Source organism: Calothrix sp. UHCC 0171, assembly GCF_034931845.1.
Classification (GTDB): Bacteria; Cyanobacteriota; Cyanobacteriia; order Cyanobacteriales; family Nostocaceae; genus Brunnivagina.
In genome coordinates this window covers 1-20,198 of sequence record NZ_JAYGHN010000003.1, presented here as the reverse complement: position 1 = coordinate 20,198, position 20,198 = coordinate 1, and the positions used below count along the sequence as shown (strand labels likewise).

Sequence of the window (20,198 nt, the reverse complement as noted above, 5' to 3'; positions counted from 1 at the left end):
ATAGTTTTTGATGAATTTGAGTGCGGAATACTGAGTAAAATAATACTCAGCACTCAACAACCAGCATTCATCCCTAAGTTGCTAATGCTTCCTGAATCGCCTTATTGTAGATAACACGACCGGGTGTAGTACGTATGTATTGCGACAATAAATTTCCTTGAGCATCTTCACGGACACGGCGGAATTTATACATTTTGGTGATAGTGCCATCGTCGTTTTTAGTCTCTTCCAATGGCTCTAGATCAGCTTCGGGGGATTCTACCTCACCATCAAATCGCACGAATACGTAGGCATGTAAGTCAATTTGACCCTGTTCAAATGCCATAATTGCATCGTCTAATGAGGCAAAATACTTGCCTGCACCTTTGCTTGCCTCAGGATTTTCGGCTGTCAGGTAATAAGCTCCCAAAACCATGTCTTGACTGGGGGTAATAATCGGCTTACCAGTAGCAGGAGACAAGATATTATTGGAAGCCAACATCAACAATCGAGCTTCGGCTTGCGATTCCAATGACAGGGGCACATGTACTGCCATTTGGTCTCCATCAAAGTCTGCGTTAAACGCCGGACATACGAGGGGATGTAATTGAATCGCGCGACCTTCTACTAAAATCGGCTCGAATGCTTGAATACCTAAACGGTGTAGTGTTGGCGCACGGTTGAGCATGACTGGGTGTCCTTCGATTACTTCTTCGAGAACATCCCAAACCTGCGGATCAGCACGGGAAATTAATTTTTTTGCAGCTTTAATATTGTTCACCATGCCACTGCGAATCAACCGATTAATCACAAACGGTTGGAACAATTCGATCGCCATTTCTCTTGGCAATCCACACTGGTGGATGTGTAATTTGGGTCCAACGACAATTACAGAACGACCGGAGTAGTCTACCCGTTTACCAAGCAAGTTTTGACGGAAACGACCTTGTTTACCTTCGATAATGTCAGACAGGGATTTCAAGGGACGGTTATTTGCGCCAACTACAGTCCGCCCACGACGACCATTATCAATCAGTGCGTCAACGGCTTCTTGTAGCATCCGTTTTTCATTGCGGACAATAATCTCCGGAGCGAGAATTTCCTGTAAACGTGCCAAACGGTTGTTACGGTTAATCACGCGGCGATATAAGTCATTTAAATCGCTAGTGGCAAATCGTCCCCCATCTAACTGCACCATCGGGCGTAAATCGGGAGGAATTACGGGAATAACTGTCATTACCATCCATTCTGGTTTGGAGCCAGTCGCAATAAAATTGTCAATTACGCGCAATCGCTTAATTAACTTCGCCCGTTTTTGACCCTTCGCAGTACCAATTTCCTCACGGAGATTTTCTGCTTCCTGCTCTAAATTAATATCAGCTAGCAAGCGTAGTAATGCTTCTGCTCCAATCCCCACCTCAACCCCAACTAATTGGGAATCTTCAGCGTAAATTTGATCTTCAATCTCCAACCACTGGTCTTCACTCAGTAATTGCTTGTAAGTTAATGTATCCGCATTGCCGGAACTGAGAACAACATAGGAGTTGAAATATACAATTTGTTCTACATCCCGCAAAGGCATATCGAGCAGGATGGCAATATAACTGGGAATACCTTTGAGATACCAAACATGGGCAACTGGAGCCGCCAGTTTAATGTAACCCATGCGGTGGCGGCGCACTCGTGATTCCGTAACTTCCACACCGCAACGTTCGCAAACAATACCACGGTGGCGGACTCGTTTGTATTTACCGCAATGACATTCCCAGTCCTTGGCGGGACCAAAAATACGCTCACAGAAAAGCCCATCCATTTCGGGCTTTAAAGTCCGGTAATTAATAGTTTCTGGCTTGGTAACTTCTCCAACTACCTGACCATTAGGTAAGGTTCTCTCGCCCCAGACACGAATCCGTTCGGGCGATGCCAAGCCGATTTTTACGTAATCAAATTGGTTGCTTTGACCTGGTCTCATATTTTGTATTACTGATTTCTTACTTACTTAGATAAGTTCTTTAAGCACACGCTAAATAGCGTGTTGTGAGGAGTATTTAGTTGTTTCAGTAGGTGGACGTAATCAACCGTAACCGCTTTGTAAGTGTGATTTAGTACATATTGACAGCACTAAAGTTTAATTACAGAACTCTTCACTATATATTTAGTTACATAGTTTGGTTTTATCTTACCCATCTACAATCTCAGTGCTAAGTTCTGAGTCTTGAGGGTTGAGTATCAACAATTTTTACTCAACACTCAATACTCACTACTCACTACTCTTCTTCGTCCATAGATTCGCGCGACAGCGACTCATAGGTAGGACGAGGTGGTGTTCGACGAGCGTTATTATCTGCCATCAAATCAACTTCTACGTCTAGCGAACTACCATCATTTTGTGTTTCCACCTTATGGACGGCAATATCTAAACCTAAGGATTGCAATTCACGCATCAAGACTTTGAAAGATTCAGGTGTTCCTGGACGCGGAATTGCTTTACCTTTGACGATCGCATTTAAGGCTTCGTTACGCCCTTGCATATCGTCGGATTTCACTGTCAGCAACTCCTGTAAAGTATAAGCTGCACCGAAAGCTTCCAGTGCCCATACTTCCATTTCTCCAAAACGCTGACCACCTTGCTGTGCTTTTCCACCCAAGGGTTGTTGTGTCACCAACGAGTAAGGACCAGTAGAACGAGCGTGAATTTTATCGTCTACTAGGTGGACGAGTTTGAGCATGTAAGCTACGCCAATTGTCACTGCACGGTCAAAGGGTTCCCCTGTCCGACCGTCGTAAACCATAATTTTCCCAGCATTGTCGGGGTTATATAACCAATCTTTACCTGTCTCGTCTCTCGCCTCTTGCAGTTTCCCATGCACGATCGCCCGCGAAGATTCTTCCCCATACATTTCATCGAATGGGGTAATCTTGAAGCGCACGCCTAAGTTATGACCTGCCCAACCTAACAAACACTCAAATACCTGTCCCACGTTCATCCGGCTAGGTACACCCAGGGGATTGAGAACAATATCAACAGTGCCGCCATCGGGGAGGTAAGGCATATCTTCCACTGGCAAGATTTTGGAAATAATCCCTTTATTTCCGTGACGACCAGCCATTTTATCGCCGACTTGGATTTTCCGTTTCTGGGCTACATATACCCGTACCACCATGTTGGCTCCCGGTGGTAATTCGTCACCCTGTTCACGGGTAAATAAGCGCACGTCAACGACTCTACCTTTTTCACCGTTGGGTACACGCAAGGAGTTATCGCGTACGTCCCGTGCTTTTTCACCGAAAATTGCCCTTAATAGCTTTTCTTCTGGTGGTTGGTCGGATTCTCCTTTGGGGGTAACTTTACCAACCAAAATATCTCCGGCTTCCACCCAAGCACCAATGCGGATAATACCCTGCTCATCGAGCTGGCGTAACGCATCTTCACCGACGTTGGGAATTTCGCGAGTGATTTCTTCAGGACCCAGTTTTGTTTGTCTGGCTTCGATTTCGTATTTCTCAATGTGAATCGAAGTATAAATGTCGTCCTGTACTAAGCGTTCCGAAATGAGAATCGCGTCTTCATAGTTGTATCCTTCCCAAGGCATGTAGGCGACAATAATATTTTGTCCTAATGCCAATTCTCCACCTTCGGTAGAAGAACCATCAGCTAGCACTTGTCCGGCAACAACTTTTTCTCCCATCCGCACCAAGGGCTTCTGATTCAAACAGGTGTCTTGGTTCGATCGCTGATATTTGGAGAGGAAATATTTAATCTCTCTTATTTCTGCGGGATTTTTCGGGGGTTGTCCTGCCACTACCTTGGCTCGTGGACGTACGCGAATTTCTGTCGCGTCAACGTAAGTTACGTCCCCATCGGTACGGGAGACAATTACCATGCCGGAGTCCCTTGCTGCCTGTGCTTCTAACCCAGTTCCCACTAAAGGACGTTCGGGTTTGAGCAAAGGTACTGCCTGCCGTTGCATGTTGGAACCCATTAGTGCCCGGTTCGCGTCGTCATGCTCCAAGAAGGGAATCATACTGGTAGCAACAGAAACGATTTGTACTGGGGATACGGCTACACAGTCTACCTGTTCGGGAGTGGTGGTCGAGAATTCTTGACGGTAACGAATAGGTACTATTCCCTTCAAATAACCGTTTTCATCGGTCATTGCGTCCCCGGCTGCCACCCGCAAGTCATCTTCTTCGTCGGCAGTCATGTAAATTACCGGGAGGTCGCGACGTACCTTGGCATTCTCAACTTGACGGTAAGGTGTCTCCAAAAAGCCGTATTGGTTCACCCTGGCGTGGGTTGCTAAGGAACCAATCAAACCCGCGTTCGGTCCTTCTGGTGTTTCAATCGGACAAATGCGTCCGTAGTGGGATGGGTGAATATCTCGCACTGCAAACCCTGCCCGTTCGCGAGTTAAACCACCAGGTCCCAGGGCTGATAAGCGGCGTTTGTGGGTTAATTCCGCTAAAGGATTGGTTTGATCCATGAATTGGGACAATTGGCTAGAACCAAAAAATTCCTTAATGGCGGCAACCAAGGGCTTGGGGTTAACCAAGGAGGCTGGTGTCAGCACTTCGGCATCGGATACGGTCATCCGTTCCCGAATAATTCTTTCTAAGCGGTTTAAGCCGACTCGAACTTGGTTTTGCAACAACTCGCCCACACTGCGGACACGACGATTTCCTAAGTGGTCGATGTCGTCGGTATTACCAATATCAAATTCCAGGTTGATTAGGTAATCGACTGCTGCTAAGATGTCGGTAGGAGTTAAGACGCGGAGCGTGTCTGGTACTTGTAGGCGTAGCTTCTTGTTGAGTTTGTATCTGCCAACTCTGCCTAAGTCGTATCGTTTGGCATCGAAGAAACGCGAGTCGAGTAACTGTTGTCCACCGAGTACGGTTGGTGGTTCACCGGGGCGTAACTTACGATACAATTCCATCAAGGCTTCTTCTTCAGAAAATTGACCTTCTTTCTCGATGGTTTTCTCGAAGTATTCAGGGTGACGCAGGGCATCGAATATTTCGTTATCTGACAAGCCTAGAGCTTTGAGCAGCACTTGTGCCGACAGCTTGCGAGTTTTGTCAATACGTACCCAAACTAAGTCATTACGGTCAGTTTCAAACTTTAACCAAGCACCTCGGTTAGGAATTAAGCTGGCTGAGTAAGTTCTCCGTCCGTTTTTATCAATTTCTGATTTATAGTAAACCCCAGGCGATCGCACGATTTGATTGACGATTACCCGTTCGGCTCCGTTAATAATAAATGTGCCGCGATCTGTCATTAAGGGCAAGTCGCCGATAAACACATCTTGCTCTTTAATTTCGCCAGTTTCTTTATTAATTAAGCGTGTGGGTACGTACATTTGTACGGCGTAGGTACTGTCCCGGCGTTTGGCTTCATCAACACCGTACTTGGGTTCCTTCATTTTGTAGTTGTGACCCAAGAAATGCAGTTCGAGTTTGCCTGTGTAATCTGTAATTGGACTAAATGAATTTAGCTCTTCTATTAACCCTTCTTCCAAAAACCAGCGAAAACTGGAACGCTGGATGGCAATTAAGTCGGGTAGTAGAAAGGCTGATTCCATAATCGAGTCGTCGTTAGTCATGCCTCTACCTTTGTCACCTGGTTAAACTTGTTGAGAATACTACTTCTAGCAGTAATCGCTAATGGCTAGTATCCATGCTGCTTTACTTTTCAAATTTTCCTATTGCTAACAGCAGTTAAATCACAGCATAGGAGTCAAAATCTGCTGATTCAAAAGGGAATTGGAGAAATATTAGCTTGCTAATATCAACCTCCTCTGTTGGCAGTAAATAATGCCAAAAACTAGCTCTGAGCTTGATTCCTCTGAGTAGATGATGCAAATGTGCCTGTATTTTTTTTGCTTTGCTCACTTCCCCTCCAAAAAGCGCGTTGTTTCGCTTACACAGACTGCCACTAGCCCTTGCTAGAAACTCCAGCAGTTTCACGGCTTCTCTGTGATGTTTTGCTACAAATGTGTGAGAGTTATGTTTAAAAATAATGTTTAGCTAGTCAAGGTCGTGTTGGAATTGATGGTTGTGAAAATAATGCTTTCTTGCAGGCTCAATCATAATTGCAAGACTGACTTAAATACAAAAAAAGCCAAAGAATTTGATGACTTGTATACTAAACTGCTTCATAACGCTAGGTGTTACGGATGAATCTAACTTTTGATTGGAAAGGTTATTCATGAAACTTAGTAACATCCGCTTGTAGAGATGCTGAAGACAATTAAATAAAATTAAGTTAGCTAAAAATTTGCCTCCTTAACTATTATGACGCAAGCAAGCCTTTTTGGAGGAAATAATTTTAGCATATTTTTGTTCCTCCAAAGTTTTATTTTTTTTATGTCTGTACCATGCTGAATAACTGCGATCGCTCTGGAAAATTGGAGTCTTAAAGTTTTAAACCAAATAATTTACAAGCATTTGCAGTTGTTTGCTGGGCGATCGCTTCTAAGGTCTCACCTCGAAGATTGGCAACATGTTCGGCAACATAACGAACATAAGCTGGTTCATTACGCCGTTCACCGCGTTTAGGAACAGGAGCTAGAAACGGACAGTCAGTTTCTACCAATAGGCGATCGCGACTAACCATTGCTGCGCTTGCTTGGATGTTTTTCGCATTTTTAAAAGTGACTGTGCCGCTAAAACTGATGTAGAAACCTAAGTCTAGAAACCATTGAGTTTCCTGTGGGTCTCCACCCCAGCAATGCATCACACCCCGAACTCGACCCCTTTTTTGGTCTTGCCATTTTTGCAGAACTTCTTTAACTTTTGAAGCTGCATCGCGACAATGGATAATTACAGGTAAGTCAAGTGCAGATGCGATTGCTAATTGCGACTCAAACACCATCACCTGATGTTCGTAATTATCGGCTTTATAAAAATCAAGCCCCATTTCCCCGATGGCAACAACTCGCAAATCGGAGCGTGCAAATGCTTCGATCTCATCTGCCGTTTGGCTACTCCATTTATCTGCATCAAGTGGATGCAAACCTACAGCAAAACTCAATTCAGGAATTTGCTGACCTATGGCTTGAATGCTGGAAAACTCTGATGGTTCGACGCAGGAATGGACTAAATGCACTACTCCTGCCTCTTGCCATCGCGATCGCACCATTGCTAAGTCCTGCTGGAAAGCCTCAAAGTTGAGGTGAACGTGGGTATCAATCAGCTGCATCTTGTTTTGGGAAATTACTCAGCTACTTTCCATTCATGTCAAACCATGTCACACAATTAAGCAAGACAGGGTTTTGCTTAGGCTGCCGTTGGCACCAATGTCTTTAAACGTTGAGCTAATTTGGATTTCTTCCTCGCACCATTGTTTGTGTGCAGCACACCACGTTTTACAGCTTTATCAATTTTGCTATAAGCATCTGACATCCGAGCTTCTACTTCTTGCTTTGACTCGTCTGTGGGATTAGCAGCATATGTTTCTAGTGCTGCATAATATTTCTTCATCAAAGTTTTCACAGCCGACTTATAGGCTTTGTTACGTAGTCGGTTGCGTTCTGCAATTTGGGCGCGTTTGAGAGCTGACTTATTATTTGCCACTGTTAACTTCCGGAGATAACTATCTATAAGATGTACACACACTACTAGATTTACTAATATAGCACCCATCTTGCCAATATAAAGATTCGCAAGAAAAATACAAAAATCTTAATATCTAGAGATTAATAATCATAAGTCTCTGCATCCTGACTAAATCATTAACATCTGTCTTTAGATAACTAAATGTACATCTATACATATATCTATCTATAAAATCTCAATTTCTTCAGGATGGAATCGGATACAAATCTCGGGGAAAATAGAGATTTTTGGTGTTGCCCGCAAAGTAATGAATTTGCCTGGCACAGTGAGCATTAGCTAAAGTGGCAAAGCTCCAGGAAACGCGATGAACTGAGTCGGCGATGTCAGTTTCTACTCCATGGTAAGCTGATGTGCAGCTAAATTACATAAGTCAAAAACCCAAAATAATTGTAGTGCAGGCATCTTGCCCGCGTCTCATATACAAATTAAATACGCAACAGCTTAGCTTGCATTCTCGAAGGAAGTCGTCGAGGGTAATAGTTTTACATCCCTGACTTAGGTGATTTGCGAACAAGAAATTACCCATCTTGATTGTAGTGTGGGCATCTTGCCCCGGAGTTTTCCGTGAAGAATATCTCCCCGGAAACTCCTCTCCACACTACAACAATTTTCGGTACATTATTTCCTGGAAATCTCCTTAATGCGAGCAACAGGGATTCTTCCCGGAAATCTTTGTCTGAAATCTTTGTACGTTTCGTCAAGATTCAGGGTGAAAACCTTTATACTCATTCTGTCTTCCGGCTCCTCACCTGAGAATGTTCTATTTCATCGAAACTTCTAACTAATGAACTAAAGTCTTGTTGCCAATTTAACCAAAATATGTAGTGTCTTGAAGGTTACAAATACACTTGAACTCACTAAATCTTTATTTTTAAGTAGTAGTAATACTGAGTTAAAAACAATATATAGATTCTGATTAAGCATTATCTCTAGATTATGGTGATTTCTAAAAATCAAAGCATTACTAGGATGTACGTAAAGTCGCAGATGCGAATATAGTGAAAATGTTGGCGATCGCTAGTAAAAAGCTGGCGAATAGGAGCTTATAATGACTATTTATGAAGACATCTTACGTTTTCTCAGTTTATTAAAGTCATTTATTACCAGTAGATTACAGAAACATCATTTATAAGTGGAAATACAATTTTGATACAATTTACTTGATAAAAAATTCATAAAAATTTTAATCATATCTCCGATTTCTTCACAGGCTACCTGTTGAAAATCAAACATTTAAAGATTAAATTAGAGATTAGCGCAGTCATCATATTCACTGAGTAGCATTGGATGCTATATATACTCTTTATAAGACTAATGTCAGGTGCTGCGTCAGACAGATGTATACTCTTGTAGCAAGTAATTTCACTTGAATTAAATATGAGCCTATCAGCACTGCGAAAATTTGTTTTACCACCAGTTATTGTTTCCGCAGCAGTTTTTTCAGTAACGAGTTGTCCTCTAGCAGTGCTAGGGGATAAACCCATAAACATTAGATTTGAGGAAGAACCTGTTTTTGATGGCAGGCTCAGAGATATTGCTCCTCCTTATGTGGTGGCAATAACAGCTTTGAGTTTAGGAGCAGGTATTGCCACTGCTGCTATTTGCGGGTGGCGAAATTCTTCTCGGAAATCATTGGTGTTTGAGCAACAACTAACAGCCCTGGAAGAACATCTTGAAGACAAAGATAAATTAATTAAAGAATTGAAGCTATCGGAATCACGAATACAATTGGCTGGGTTAAATAATTTCTTAGATGAAGAAATTCCTTTTGACGACGATAAAAATCATCAAGCTTCACCAGCAGCAGTAACTCAACCCGTCGTGGCACAAACTCAAGTCCAAAAATATCAACTATCTCCAAATACCTTGCCCCCAGCTGCAAAACCAACTGTAGACAAGCCCATAGTCAGTCAACCAACAGTTGCAAATGCAGCATCAGCTTTTACATCAGGACAAACTTATATGGCGAGGCACACACAGCCACCAACTGGAAATAAAGCTACTGCTCAAAGTAATATTACAGCCCAAGAATTTGAAATGTTGCAGATTCAACTCCGAGAAATGATGGCTCGGATGCAGATGATGCAAAATAGCTTAAAACAACCAGAGACTGTGGGTAGCATAGCGATGACAGATAGATTTCAAGTATATTACGACACTCCAAATACTGAAGAAGTGCAATTTTAGTCAATTACTACATGCAATTTAAGAATTCAATTTGAGAAATTACCAACCGAGCAAAATGTCGGAAACTTGCTCGGTTTTTGCATATATATGTATAGGCAAATTCCTGATTAGGTATGGGAGTGGGTTAACTTGCGTTGTGCTGTACTAGTATAATGGTACTAGTAATCAGCATATCTCTACATTTTGATTGCTTGATTTAGCGTAAAAACTCGGAAGCAGAAAGAGGCGCAGTTGTTTGTCTTGACTTTGTTGGTGGGGATGGAGCAAAACCAGAAGCCACAGTTTCTGGCTTAATTAAGTATCTGTCTCCCCATCCACCATTAATATCTTCTGCTTGGGGAATCGGTGGTACAGTTTTAGCCGCAGGTAATGAAATAGATTGAGACAGACTCGCTTGTACGTATTTTTCACCTAGCTCACTAAAACGTAGTGATTTGCCTTCAAGTTCAGGAATCTTTAGTTGAGTTGCCTGAGATTGTTGTTCATTAGGTTTATCAATAGTTATTTCAGCCATGTTAGCCTGACTTTCTAAATCGAAAGTAGCAGTGAAAGTCACATCGTTTTGGGGAATCAGGGCTGTTTGTGATTGATTTACTTGCCAAACTTCCTGGTAGCTACCATCGGGTGCGACTTGCCAAAGATTTAGATCAGCTTCCCATTCTCCTTTGTCATTTACCTGAACAATTCGCCGATCAAGAATTGAGCGGTTGATATTCAGATCGACATTTGAACCAATATTTTCCTGTTTATTATTTGGGCGCAGATAGCGAACCGCAGCGATCGCAATGCGACTGGATTTGGGTAGACTAGTGCTACCAATTACCTTGTATTCTCCGTTACTGCCTACTGATTGTATGTTTTTTATCTCTAAGCTCACTTCGCTTTGTGGCTTTTGAGTGCAACCATAACTTGTCGTCAGTAATACTAATGAAACCCAAGTAAGTACAGTTATAGTAGAAGATTTTTGAAAGCTGTTGCCAATGTGTCTTTGATAGAGACGGAACATAAAAGAATTACGTAAACTGCAAATTAAATAAATATCTAGATTATATTGTGCCCGATTTCTGCCAAAAATATCGGTTTCCCAGGAAAAGCTTTAAGCTCTCTTGATGTGTAAATATTATCTGTGAAAGATAAGTATTTTGAATGCAAACTAGAGTTGATTGTCTGGGAGAAAATATGTACACTGTCCTCGAATATACTTTTATTATTTGCTAAAGTGGCGACATCTACTAACTAACTAACAACTTATACAACGTGAAGTAGGCTAATGAAGCCCAAAATATTTGATTGCCACAAATTTGCGTCTCCAGGAGATTCCTCTCAGCTTTGTCTGTTGCTGTCTGCTGCTTCCACCTCCATATTCTGGGTGTTAGCAGTTACTCAACCTACTTTTGCACAGGCAAGTTTTCTCAACCAACAAACTGATAATTCTCAGTTTGATACAGCTGGATTACTACCCGTACCTAAGTTGCCAGCAGCAAGCGATCGCACAACTTCAGGTTTGCCAGTAGTCCCACCACCGGGAGAATCACTTTTAAATCCAGAACCGACGGCTACTAATAATTTTGCGGCTTCAGGTTTCGCTGTGAAGCAAGGATTACCCTCAACTCAAAATATTAATCAGTTAGAAAATTCATTTATTAATCAGGGAAGGCAAAGACAAACAAGTAAATCAAAATCTAGTCCAGCTTTATTAAGTCAAACAGCGATTCAGTCACGCCAGCCAAATCCTGGTAATCCATCGGCGATGGGTGGAGATAGTGTGGATGCTGATTTTAGTAATACTGGGTTGGGATTAAGATCACAAGTTAATCGCAGTTCAACTTCGACATCAACTAAAGGGCAACTCAATGCCCAAGCTGCCCCATTGTCTAATTTCGGTACACCGACTACACAGGAATTTACCGCTCCTGGGACACCACCAACCTTCAATCAATTATTGAATAACTCCCAGTCGGGAATTGCCCCCCTACCTCCCCTAGTAGGTGAAACACCACAGCCACAGTTTGGCGCAAATGCCACACCAACATTCAATCAACTACTAAATGCTTCAACGACAACGCCAGGGAGTATAGCTTCCGGTAGCGTGCCGACTTTCAACCAATTGCTGAATAACCCGCAAGCTGCGAATTCTGGATTTGGACAAACATCGGCAAATAACGTGGCTGCATCGGAATTTGAAAGAATTCTGAATACACCCCTGGAAATGCGATCGCCATTTCCTATAGGTGACAATTCGCCATCGTTTAATCAAATTCTCAATTCTCCCTTGGGAACGCAATCATCACTTGTTGAATCAACTCCGCCCACATTTAACCAGATTTTCAATTCTCAAGGTGGCAGCCTACCATCCCCGAATGACCCCCAAATTCAGTCGCAATTACCTACAAATACTTCCCAACGCCCAGCCACAGAACGGGGACCCATTATCAAGAGTACGGCTTTATCAGAACCATCTCTGAGATTACAAGGTGTATATGTCACCCAAGATGAAACATCTGCACGGGCGAGATTAACGGGTACTTATCCTTTAACTCCTCAAGCCTTGTTTGGAGCAACCTTGGATTTGGTGAGTGACGGTAGTACCTTCGATGATTCTCGTAACGAAGGTTTGAATATTAATGAATTGTATTTTGCGACTTCCTTGGCAGGTTTGCCGAACCTGCGATTTGTAATTGGGCAGATGGATTTGACATCCTACTTTGACCGTAATAGTTTCGCAAAAGATGGAGCGAGTCAGTTTTTCAATCCCGTATTCCAAACCAATCCGGCGTTATCAGCAACGGGAATATCTTCGCGTCCTGGTCTACTCGTAAATTGGAGTGTGACTGATAATATAGATGCCAAAGCGGCGGTATTTTCCTCCGCCAATAGTTTAAGTAATTTTGCCCTAGATGGCTTTGCTGGGGAAGTTGGAGTGCGTTTTGGGAATGCGATCGTCCGGGGGACTTATTCTACCGCTCGTGACGCAGGCAACCGCGATACCTTTCCAGAGAGTTTTAGTTTAGCTAGGGGCGATAATCGTTTTGGTATACTGCGTGATGACCGCGAAGAAGCATATGGTCTGAATGCAGAAGTGTTTGTCCCGAATTTAAAATTGGGTCTTTTCGGTCGTTATGGTCGCTACGAAAACCGTGACTTAGGAAGGGGTGCTGATACTTACGTATTAGGTGCGACTTTGTTAGACCTATTTACCGCCGATGACCGACTGGGATTGGCTTATGGACAAGCTTTAACAAATGATAGTCTGCGTCGGACTAGTAATCGTCCGGATGTGGTGGAACTGTACTACGATTTTCCCTTGCTGGAAAATTTGAGGCTGGGATTTACAGTACAAGGACGGGATAGTTTCGAGGAAACTGTCTTAGGTGTCAGGGTGAAAACAGAGTTTGATGTTACCCCAAGAGGGAGAGTTGCTAGATGAGTCCCAAGCAAAAAGGCAAAAGAATTTTGCGGCGAAACCAGGAAGACAGGGTGGTAAGTGCAGCAATTAAACCTTTATCACTTTTTCCTTTTTACTTATTTTTGTGTACTTTGGTTGCCACCCTCTCGCCTTTGAGTGTGGTTGCCCCGGCTACTGCTCAAAGTTCGGGTTCGGCAGTCCAAAAGGGTTTTAATCTACTTAAAAAAGGTTGGGTAAATGATGCGATCGCGGCTTTTCGGCAAGCTCTGAGAAGCAATCCCCAATCCTTACAAGCCAAGTTAGGTTTGGCAATTGGTTACAAACGTGCCGGACGCATTGATGAAGCTTGGAATGCCTACCAGCAGGTGTTAGCACAAGACCCTAATAATCAACTGGCATTAAAAACGGTAGGATTGCTAGGTACTTATAAACCGCAGTGGCAAACAGGTGGTATCCGAGCGCTAACGACTCTGTTACAACAGAATCCCAATGATTTGGAGGCACGCAACCTACGTGCCCTACTCTACTTCTACCAAGGTCGTCAGACTGAAGCTGTGGCAGACTACCGGATTGTCTTAGCAAGTAATCCAACGGCGGAAACTTTGCTGAATGCAGCCCAGGCATATACATATGCTGGGGATGCAACTAAGGCGGTGGAGTTATTTAATCGCTACCGTTCGAGTGGGAAACCGATTGTTGGAGATGCGGCGATCGCCTATGGTAAGGCATTGCGGGAAAATGGAGATGCGGCTGGCTCTGTCAGGGTGCTGGAGGCACAGTTACAGCGTTCTCAAGCTCTTGATCGTACTGGTATTGAAACTCGCAAGGAATTGGCGGTGGCTTATCTTGCTAATCAGCAACCAGACCGGGCAGTGGCAACATTGCAGCCATTACAAGGGAGACCAGATGCCGTATTACCCTTGGCGCGTTCTTTGAATGATATTCGTAAGCGATCGACTAATCCGGCATTGGCACAGCAAGTGGCAACGCTGTATCGTCAAGCTTTGGCAGCCAACCCTAATCCATCTCCATCATTAGTTCGGGAAGTTGCAGATGTATTTACAGGTTTGCCCAATGGGGAAGCCACTGCTCTGCAACTCTACCGTCAATTGGCGGTACAGCAACCCAACGATAAAAGTTTGTTAGTGCGACAATTAGCACTGGAGAATAAATTGGGTTTGCTATCCCGGAGTGATATGCGCCAGCGTTTGAGTACGGTATTGCAACCGTTACCTTCAGACCCTGTGCAGCTACAACAATTGGCAGTGGCGATAGCAGAAATTAATACACCCGATCCAGAGTTTTTACCTGCATACCAAAACCTGCTGCAAAGTCGGGTGGATGTACCGATGTTGTATTTCCGAGTTGCACAGATTTATTTGCAACTGGGCGATATGGTAGGGGCAAGACAGGCATTAGCTGGGTATACCTCTACCCCGATTGGGAGTAAAGATTTAGCGCACCAGCTTTTAGCAGCAGAAATTGAACGTCGTGAAGGCAACTTTAATGCTAGTGCAAAAAGATACCAAGCATTGATTAAAAGCAAGCCCGATCGCACCGATATTATGGATGCCGGATTACAAGGATTTGCGGGATTATTGCGGCAGCAAAAGCGTTACGAAGATGCTTTAGTTGTTTACGACCAACTTTTCCAACGCAACCCCCAAAGCTTGAATTTGCAGTTGGGGCGGACTGTAATTGCTTATCAGGCAAAACGGATTTCGGAAGCGGAAGCCAAAGCTGTTTTGGAAAATTGGTTAGCAACGCAGCCAGCGACGAATACACCCCCGGAACTATATAACTTAGTGGAAGTTCTGCCTTTGTATCCAGAGCGAGAAACACTTTATACCTACTTAGCGGAGGTTGACCCAGGTAATATTCCCATGCAGTTACGGGTTGTGGAAGCGATCGCCAAACGTAATCCGGCTCAAGCCCGTGCCAGAGTCAAACAGTTAATGGCACGCTTGCCGCAGAATGCCAACTCCTTTGACTTGCAAGCACAGCTAGCTAGAGCAGCAGGCGACTTAAGTCTGGCGGGGAAAATTTACGAGAGTATTTTGGCACAGCAGCCTGATAATCTCACTGCTTTGACAGCATTAGGGGGAATTAGATTTGAGCAACAACGCTTTAGCGATGCTGAAAACATCTATGGCAGAGTTTTAGAACAGAAGCCAGAGGATCAAGAAGCACGTCGAGCAGTTGCTGACTTGACGGCAATTTTAGATAAACCCCTAGCAGCACTTGGGCAGATGGAAGATTTACAAGTCGAACAAATGCGCCAAGGCTCTAGTGATGCAGATTTGTCGCGGCGAATGCAGCAAATTCAGGAGGAGTTTTTGCAAAGGCGAGGTTTTCAACCAGCTTGGGAAGATTACCAAAGAAGGGGTGGTAATTAAGCTTAATTTCCAGATTAAGTTAATTGCGACTATTGAACGGGAACAATAGTAAAAACAAGGGCAAAATTTATGAATTAAGAGATCACCAAGAAAAAGCAGAGAATAGGTAATTTCCCCTTTCCCCTTTTTCTTTTCTCTTTGCCCATGACTCCCAATAACTATGAATCTTAGAATGCAGCACCTTCCCAAAATAGCGGCGATCGCCATTGCAATTGGTCTTTGTGCTTGTTTCTCTGGTTACTCGGTTGTGAAGAAAGAAGCAGAGGATGTCAAAGTCCCAGGGAAAAACTTGCCGACAATAGCAGTTACGCCGTTGCCAGGTCAGGATAACAGCGCAACTTTCCTAGCAGCTTTACCCCCAGCAACCCCCAATCGGGAATTACTGGCACAAAGTTGGGATAGTTATCGCCGCAGATTTATTCAAAATGATGGGCGAGTGATTGACTACGAAGCGAGCGATCGCTCCACTAGTGAAGGTCAAGCATATGCAATGTTGCGGGCTGTCTTGATTGATGATGCTGACACTTTTGCCAGGACTCTGGATTGGGGTGAAAAAAACCTCCAACGCCGGGAAAATGGTCAACCCCTTGATAGCTTATGGGCTTGGAAATGGGGTCAGCGAAATGATGGAACTTGGGGGGCGATCGATAATAATTTTGCTAGCGATGGCGATATTGATGCGATTACCGCTTTGATTTTGGCATCACGACGTTGGCAGCGTCCCGAATATCTAGACTTGGCTCGTACCAAGCTCAAAGATTTGTGGAACTATTCAACGGCGATCGGATTTGCTGGTAAAAGGTATTTGCTACCTGGACCCAGTAAGGCATTCATTCCCAATTCATCCACACTTTACCTGAATCCCTCCTATCTGGCGACCTATGCATTTCGCATCTTTGCGACAGTAGACCCCGACAGAGATTGGTTGAGTTTAGTTGATACTAGCTACCAAGTTCTCGAAAAATCTGCCCAGCTCTCCAATGTTGGTTTACCAAGTGATTGGGTTGCCTTGGATATCCCAACAGGGAAATACGAAACCTTGCCACAGACAAGTCAGATTCAAAGTTTATACAGCTTTGATGCCTATCGAGTCTGGTGGCGTGTGGCTTTAGATGCCGCTTGGTTTAATGCACCCCAAGCAAAACAATATCTCCAAACTTCGACCAAACATTTACAACAAATCTGGCGTGAACAAAAGCGCTTGCCAGCACGCATTGATTTACAAGGGAAGCAATTGGTTGATTATGAAGCAACATCACAATATGCAATGCTCTATGCCGCTTGGAGTTTAATTGAACCCCAACTAGGTAAAGAAATTCTGGAGCAGAAATTGTTACCTCAATACAAACAGGGTATTTGGGATGATCACTCGGCATATTATACTCAGAATCTAGCTTGGCTAGGGTTAATCGAACCCTCAGTTTTACCAAGAAAATTGTTGCAACCCAATTAAATATAAGCCTTCTTCGTGATGTCTTTAAATAAGCATCAAATAATGATGCTCATTTTGAGTTATAAAAAGAACAAATTTCCGATTAGTAATTATAACTAATAGCAAGCAGAAAATTAAAACTCGCATACCTCTATCAATCTACTATCTACCTACTATTTTCCTCATGAAACAGTTGTTTCTTCTTTCCCAAATCAGTAAAAAAGCGTTTGTTCTTACTTTCTGCTGTTTACTCTTCCCCAATTCATTCCCCAGCGCCTACGCGATCGCTAATGAAGGACAAGGTACTTTAATTGCCCAAGCGACTACATCAAAGAAGACTGCAACTACCGCAGATGAAGGGGAAAAAGCCGAAACTGCTGATGCCAAAAGCTTAAACACCTATAATTTAGAGTTCAATCGCAGTCCAATTGTCGGCAATAGAATGCGCTTACGCGGCGTTTACTCCGAAGCTCGTCTTGGTTTTACCCGTCCCCGTGGTTGGAAAATTGACAAACAAACAGGAGCAATCCAAGCGCTGATTCGCTTTCAACATTCACCATCCTTATATGCAAGCCGCTCCAATTTGACTGTGATGGTGAACGGAACCAGTGTTGGCAGTGCCCCACTCAACCGGAAACAATCCCAAGTTGGTCAATTACTAGTAAATATTCCCCCTAATCTCCTTCAGGATTACAACGAACTCACAGTAGTTGCCCAACAAAATAACCACCCCGAATGTAGTGACCCCAATAGCCCTGACTTGTGGACTGAGGTTTTACCCGATTCTAAAATTATTTTTAAATACCAACGGCAACCACTTGCACTTAACTTCAGTCGCTATCCCTATCCAGTTTTTGACGATTTAGGTATAGAAGCCAGCAAACTTACTTTTTTGCAGCCTCGACAAGTTAGCGAATCCTGGCTCACTGCTGCGGGTAGATTCCAAGCTGCATTAGGTCGTCTCGCTGATTTCCGTCCGATTGAAACCAATATAGTCACTAGTATTACTAGTGTTAAAGATGACGAGCGCTTAGTTATTATTGGTACACCCAGCGAACAACCGGAACTAGCAGCGTTAAAAGAATTACCTCTGAACATTAGTGGCGGTCGGATTCTCGATAGCAGTAATAATCCAGTCCCCGAAGATCGGGGTGTACTAGTTCTCGCTACTAGTAAAAAAGAAGGTGGCGCACCGATTCTGATTGTTACAGGTAATAGCCCTAAAGGTGTAGAAAAGGCAGCCAAGTTTTTGACGCAGCCAGATTTACGCAAAATGGGTACAGGTCAAGTGGTATTTGTTGACCAAATCAAAGATTCCACCACTCCCGGCATCCGTCAATGGCCTCGACATTTACCCGATCGCAATTCATTTCAACTCAATGAACTCAAAACTCCGGTTAATAACGAACCATTTAAAGATATTACTGTGCGTGGTGCTGGCGCACCAGGAATAGACATCGATTTCCGCGCTTTACCTGATGATCGGTTTATTCGTGGTAGTTCAATGAATTTGGTTTACAGTTATGGTCCACAGATTAATCCACGTACCTCCGCCGTACAGGTATTTTTGGATGGTAACTTTATTGGTGGTGCCAGATTAACCAATGAGTCAGGGGAAACACGTAAGTCTTTAAAAGTTGATTTGCCTGCAAATTTGGTGAAACCAGATTCTAAACTGCAAGTGTTCTTCCGCATGAATGCACGGGAAGGTTTTGATAAACAACGTTGTCTACAACCCCCCGACCAACAACTAACAGGTACGGTACATTCAGATACCAGCTTTGATTTAAAGCGGGAGACTTCTGTACAGTTGCCGGATTTGAATTTGCTCAAGTTTGGCTATCCTTTTGCAGCCCCCCAGGATTTATCGCGCACGGCAATCGTAATGTCAAAAACTCCATCGGCAACGGACATTTTGACATTTTTAGAGTTTAGCGAACGCTTGGGACGTTTAAGTCAAGCTGATGCAGTCAAACTCAATGTTTATAACAGAGATAGTTTACCGGAGGCAGTTCGTAAGGAAGACAACTTAGTCGCCATCGGCGTACTCAATCAATTTCCCTTACCAGATGCTTTAAATAAATCCCCCGGTATTAACTTGAGTCAGGCATTTACACGGACATCCAGCGACGGGAATGTGCAAACCCCACAAGATAATCAGGGGATGATTAAACAGGTGATTTCGCCTTGGAATAGCGATCGCGTTGTTTTGGCGTTGACGGCACAAACAGAGACTGGCTTGGAAAAGGTACGTCAGGTTCTCAACCAAGACCCTTGGTTTTTCCAACTCAAACAGGACACGGTACTTATTAGTAGTGATAAAAAAGACCCTGCTGCCTATGATCCAGATGCATATCAGTTAACTTTCTCCCAAAGTGCCCCCCGTGTGAGTCGCGTGGAAGAGATAACTTTACTGAGCAAAATTTCGCGCTTAATTCAAGATAATTGGCTGTTATTACCTTTGGGAATTGTCGGTGTGTCGCTGTTACTTTACGGGATTGTGCAAATATATCTAAAACGCTTAACTACAGGTCAAAGGAAGTAACTAATTTGCATCTCGGCAACATGAATTGCATCTCTAGAAAATATCAAAAAGCGAAAACCGAAAATGTCTTCTTCCTCATTTAAAACACCTCCTGGACAAAGACCCCGTAGTCAGCTTGGCAGGGTTATTACAGACCTAACTCCACAATTTTTCGATCGCGCTCTGGAACGGGTGGGAATTAAACAATTTAAATGGCTGGTATTGCTGTTTTTATTTTTGTCAATTCCCTTGATTGTTACGCCCCTGGAAGTTTGGCAACAAGGTGCGATCGCGGTATTTTTTGTATTGTTGGGTCAGCTAATTGTCACCGCAGAAGAACAAGAATCTGCGCCGGAAGTTAGCCAATACTATCACCTGTTTATGGTGTGGTTGAGTTTGGTGACAACGCTACGATATTTATATTACCGAGTTAGTTACACCCTCAACTTTGATACTTTAATTAATGGAATTGCCTGTGGTCTGCTATTGGCTGCCGAGCTATATGCGATTTTGACCTTGGTGTTGGCATACTTCCAAACCTTAAAAATTAAAGAGCGTCAACCTGTTAACCTGGGGACAATTCCCGAAGAGCAATGGTATTCGGTCGATATTTATATTCCCACCTTTAATGAAGATGTGGAAATTGTTCGCAAGACT

The 20,198-nt window shown here is 43.4% G+C and carries 10 protein-coding genes and 1 pseudogene; 6 read left to right on the top strand and 5 right to left on the bottom strand.

The genetic code is table 11. The annotated features are described in order from the left end of the window. Positions 1 to 73: 73 nt before the first annotated feature. From VB733_RS03555 to rpsT, 4 genes are all read right to left on the bottom strand, one after another. Positions 74 to 1,951, bottom strand: a complete 1,878-nt coding sequence (locus tag VB733_RS03555) for a DNA-directed RNA polymerase subunit gamma (protein WP_323338742.1) — start codon at positions 1,949 to 1,951, stop codon at positions 74 to 76. 295 nt (positions 1,952 to 2,246) lie between these two features. Continuing rightward, positions 2,247 to 5,561, bottom strand: coding sequence for a DNA-directed RNA polymerase subunit beta (rpoB, locus tag VB733_RS03550; protein ID WP_416336288.1), 3,315 nt, complete (start codon positions 5,559 to 5,561; stop codon positions 2,247 to 2,249). Between the two features lie 833 nt (positions 5,562 to 6,394). Beyond that, positions 6,395 to 7,180: a TatD family hydrolase gene (locus VB733_RS03545; protein WP_323338740.1), complete on the bottom strand. Its 786-nt coding sequence runs from the start codon at positions 7,178 to 7,180 to the stop codon at positions 6,395 to 6,397. A gap of 77 nt (positions 7,181 to 7,257) precedes the next feature. Further along, positions 7,258 to 7,554: a 30S ribosomal protein S20 gene (gene rpsT / locus VB733_RS03540; RefSeq protein WP_323338739.1), complete on the bottom strand. Its 297-nt coding sequence runs from the start codon at positions 7,552 to 7,554 to the stop codon at positions 7,258 to 7,260. Positions 7,555 to 8,973: 1,419 nt separating this feature from the next. On the opposite strand from rpsT, the gene VB733_RS03535 reads away from it, so the two are divergent. Then, complete coding sequence (locus VB733_RS03535; protein ID WP_323338738.1) at positions 8,974 to 9,783, top strand: hypothetical protein; 810 nt, start codon at positions 8,974 to 8,976, stop codon at positions 9,781 to 9,783. A 196-nt stretch (positions 9,784 to 9,979) separates the two neighbouring features. On the opposite strand, the gene VB733_RS03530 is transcribed toward VB733_RS03535, so the two are convergent. Beyond that, a complete protein-coding gene (locus VB733_RS03530; RefSeq protein WP_323338737.1) occupies positions 9,980 to 10,789 on the bottom strand; it encodes a hypothetical protein in 810 nt (269 codons plus the stop codon). 264 nt (positions 10,790 to 11,053) lie between these two features. Here VB733_RS03530 and VB733_RS03525 point away from each other — a divergent pair, with 264 nt between their 5' ends. The 5 genes and pseudogenes from VB733_RS03525 to VB733_RS03505 form a co-directional block, all read left to right on the top strand. After that, on the top strand, positions 11,054 to 13,210 hold the full coding sequence (locus VB733_RS03525; RefSeq protein ID WP_323338736.1) for a porin: 2,157 nt from the start codon (positions 11,054 to 11,056) through the stop codon (positions 13,208 to 13,210). Continuing rightward, positions 13,207 to 15,585, top strand: a complete 2,379-nt coding sequence (locus VB733_RS03520; protein ID WP_323338734.1) for a tetratricopeptide repeat protein — start codon at positions 13,207 to 13,209, stop codon at positions 15,583 to 15,585. The genes VB733_RS03525 and VB733_RS03520 overlap by 4 nt, the downstream gene beginning before the upstream one ends. A gap of 160 nt (positions 15,586 to 15,745) precedes the next feature. Beyond that, the gene (locus VB733_RS03515; RefSeq protein WP_323338733.1) at positions 15,746 to 17,038 is read left to right on the top strand and encodes a glycosyl hydrolase family 8; all 1,293 of its coding nucleotides are present in this window, start codon (positions 15,746 to 15,748) and stop codon (positions 17,036 to 17,038) included. A gap of 163 nt (positions 17,039 to 17,201) precedes the next feature. After that, positions 17,202 to 19,562 (top strand): cellulose biosynthesis cyclic di-GMP-binding regulatory protein BcsB, encoded by a 2,361-nt coding sequence (locus tag VB733_RS03510; RefSeq protein WP_323338731.1) that lies wholly within the window; start codon positions 17,202 to 17,204, stop codon positions 19,560 to 19,562. 63 nt (positions 19,563 to 19,625) lie between these two features. Next, a pseudogene (locus VB733_RS03505) lies at positions 19,626 to 20,198 on the top strand (cellulose synthase); the annotation flags it as partial.

Coding starts and splice junctions, on each gene's coding strand:
- VB733_RS03555 (WP_323338742.1), bottom strand. CDS start 1,951: ATGAGACCAGGTCAAAGCAACCAATTTGATTACGTAAAAATCGGCTTG.
- rpoB (WP_416336288.1), bottom strand. CDS start 5,561: ATGGAATCAGCCTTTCTACTACCCGACTTAATTGCCATCCAGCGTTCC.
- VB733_RS03545 (WP_323338740.1), bottom strand. CDS start 7,180: ATGCAGCTGATTGATACCCACGTTCACCTCAACTTTGAGGCTTTCCAG.
- VB733_RS03535 (WP_323338738.1), top strand. CDS start 8,974: ATGAGCCTATCAGCACTGCGAAAATTTGTTTTACCACCAGTTATTGTT.
- VB733_RS03530 (WP_323338737.1), bottom strand. CDS start 10,789: ATGTTCCGTCTCTATCAAAGACACATTGGCAACAGCTTTCAAAAATCT.
- VB733_RS03525 (WP_323338736.1), top strand. CDS start 11,054: ATGAAGCCCAAAATATTTGATTGCCACAAATTTGCGTCTCCAGGAGAT.
- VB733_RS03520 (WP_323338734.1), top strand. CDS start 13,207: ATGAGTCCCAAGCAAAAAGGCAAAAGAATTTTGCGGCGAAACCAGGAA.
- VB733_RS03515 (WP_323338733.1), top strand. CDS start 15,746: ATGAATCTTAGAATGCAGCACCTTCCCAAAATAGCGGCGATCGCCATT.
- VB733_RS03510 (WP_323338731.1), top strand. CDS start 17,202: ATGAAACAGTTGTTTCTTCTTTCCCAAATCAGTAAAAAAGCGTTTGTT.